Below are 2,620 nucleotides of genomic sequence, written 5' to 3' on the forward strand. Positions count from 1 at the left end.
GAGCGCAGGCAACCGAGCGGCTACTCCATCGACATCTGCAACAGGATCGTAGCGGAAATCGGCCGCAAACTCGCTATTGCCGGCATCGAGACCCGATACGTACCTGTGACCCCGCAGACTCGGATTCCGCTGATCGCGAACGGCACGGTCGACATCGAATGTGGCGCGACAGTGAATTCATTGAACCGGCAGGAGCAGGTTGATTTCAGTTACGCCATTGCTCTTGCGGAGGGCAGGATGCTCGTCAGGGCGTCATCGGGCATCCGCGATCTGCCGGATCTGGACGGAAAGATCGTCGCACTCGCCGCCGGCACTACGGCCGAGCATTATGTCCGCGCCGCACTTGATCGACGCAAGATCAACGTTCGCGTGCTCCAGGTACGAGACAATGCGGAGGGCCTGCTCGCCGTCACCACGCAGCGCGTGGACGCCTTCATCAATGATGCAGTCCTGCTCGGCGGAGCGCTCCAGAAGACAGAAAACAAGGCCGGCCTGACCGTTGTCGGCCAGCCGCTGTCGTTTGAACAAGTGGCGTTGATGGTTGGGAAGAATAATTCCGGCCTCCTGACGATCCTCAACGGTGCCATCGCACGGATGCTCGCAACTGGCGAGCTTCAGAAGCTGTACGAAAAATGGATCACGCCTTATGGCGTGCCGATCGAGGGTGAACTCGATACCTTGTTCAAGATCGAGGCGATCGCCGAATAATGCGCAACCGTCGGCGTGAAGACCGCGGAGGGAAAGCGCTGCTGTGAACTATCAGTGGAATTGGGGGCTGCTGTTTGTCCAACCCTATGCAGGCTGGCTGCTGTCGGGGCTTGGATGGACGCTGGCGCTCGCCCTCGCGGCCTGGCTGTTTGCGGTGCCGATTGGTCTCTGTGTCGGCATCGCTCGGGTCTCGACGTCGCGATCTCTGCTTTGGGTCGCCCAATTCTACGTGTCGGCGTTTCGTAACATACCTTTGCTGCTGCAGATGTTCGCATGGTTCTTCATGGTGCCTGAACTGTTGCCGACAAGGATGGGGCTTTGGTTCAAGCGCGACTTACCTGATCCCGAGTTCTGGACCGCGGTGCTTGCTCTTGCGCTCTACACATCGGGGCGTCTGGGCGAATTGTTTCGTGCCGGACTGCAGGCCGTTCCGCGTGGGCAGAGAATGGCTACGGCGGCTGCCGGCATGAACGAAATACAGACGTTACGCCATGTCGTCGTTCCGCAGGCTTTCCGCATCGTGTTGCCTCCGCTGACGTCGGAGTTCCTGTCCGTCGTCAAGAACTCATCGCTGGCGCTCACCATCGGCGTGCTCGAGTTGACCGCGCAAAGTCGGCAGATCGAGAATTTTACATTTCACGGCTTTGAGGCTTTCGGTGCAGCGACTGCGTTCTATGTCGCAGTCGCGCTGGTCCTCAATGGTGTTATGGCCAGGCTGCAGCGTATTTCGGCGTGGCCCACGGGATGACGCCGATGCTGGATTATTCGTTCATCGCTCACAATGCCGCCTTCCTGCTGGACGGCCTCGCCCTCAGTCTCACCTTGACCATGCTCGGTGTGATCGGCGGGCTGGGCGTGGGGACGGTTTTGATACTGATTAGAACGTTCGGCGGCGTGTTCGCCAGCCGGTGCGTGGACGCCTACGTGTTTCTATTCCGCGCGATCCCGCTCATCCTCGTGATTTTCTGGTTCTATTTCATGGTGCCTCTCGTCGTCGGCACGCCGGTCGGCGCATGGACATCGGCGATCATCGCCTTCGGCCTGTTCGAAGGGGCCTACTACAGCGAAATCATGCGGGCCGGTCTGAGGAGCGTTCGTCCAGGTCAGTTGAGCGCCGCGCTTGCCAGCGGCATGAGCCGCGGCCAGGCTTTGCGCCATGTGGTTTTTCCGCAAGCTGTGACGGCCATGATCCCGGTGTTCTTCACCCAGGCCATCGTCTTGTTTCAGGATACCTCGTTGGTCTTCGTCGTCTCGCTCCACGACTTTCTGACTGCGATAACCATCATTGCCAACCGCGACGGGCGACTGATCGAGGCTTACTCCTTTGCCTGCCTCGTCTACTACGTGATCTGCCTCGCCGCGACGGCGGGCGTGGAACGGCTGAAGAGGACATTCACGCCGTGATCGAGTTCAAACGCGTCAACAAATATTATGGCGCCCACCACGTGTTGCGCGACGTGACGCTGCAGGTGTCAAAAGGGGAGGTCGTCGTCATCTGCGGACCATCCGGCTCCGGAAAATCGACCTTGATCAAGTGCGTCAACGCGCTCGAGAGCTACAATGACGGTGAAATCGTCGTTGACGGCGTCGCGCTCAAGAACGGAGAACGATCGATCAAGTTGCTCCGCCGGCGCGTCGGAATGGTCTTTCAGAATTTCGAGCTATATCCCCATCTCAACGTCATGGACAACATATGTCTCGCGCAACGTGTCGTGCTCCGGCGTTCCGTGCAGGAGGCAAAGGACCGGGCCAGAAATCTCCTCGGCCGGGTCGGGCTCGCTCATAAGGAGATGGCGTATCCGGCAAACCTCTCGGGCGGACAACAGCAACGCATTGCGATCGCTCGCGCGCTGGCGCTCGACCCGCAGATCATGCTGTTCGACGAGCCGACCTCCGCGCTTGATCCCGAAAT

General features: G+C 59.5%; 4 protein-coding genes. All 4 read left to right on the top strand.

Annotated elements, in window-relative coordinates:
* The coding region (locus tag JOY90_RS15830) for an amino acid ABC transporter substrate-binding protein (protein ID WP_291692055.1) at nt 1-708 on the top strand (708 nt) is incomplete at its 5' end.
* Between the two features lie 43 nt (nt 709-751).
* On the top strand, nt 752-1,456 hold the full coding sequence (locus JOY90_RS15835) for an amino acid ABC transporter permease (protein WP_291692056.1): 705 nt from the start codon (nt 752-754) through the stop codon (nt 1,454-1,456).
* A gap of 5 nt (nt 1,457-1,461) precedes the next feature.
* Nucleotides 1,462-2,112 (top strand): amino acid ABC transporter permease, encoded by a 651-nt coding sequence (locus tag JOY90_RS15840; protein ID WP_291692057.1) that lies wholly within the window; start codon nt 1,462-1,464, stop codon nt 2,110-2,112.
* Nucleotides 2,109-2,620 (top strand): amino acid ABC transporter ATP-binding protein (locus tag JOY90_RS15845; RefSeq protein WP_291692058.1); only part of this gene is annotated, 512 nt, incomplete at its 3' end. The genes JOY90_RS15840 and JOY90_RS15845, both read left to right, overlap by 4 nt.

Origin of the sequence: Bradyrhizobium sp. (assembly GCF_019242285.1) — a bacterium.
GTDB lineage: Bacteria > Pseudomonadota > Alphaproteobacteria > Rhizobiales > Xanthobacteraceae > Bradyrhizobium.

Coding starts and splice junctions, on each gene's coding strand:
- JOY90_RS15840 (WP_291692057.1), top strand. CDS start 1,462: ATGCTGGATTATTCGTTCATCGCTCACAATGCCGCCTTCCTGCTGGAC.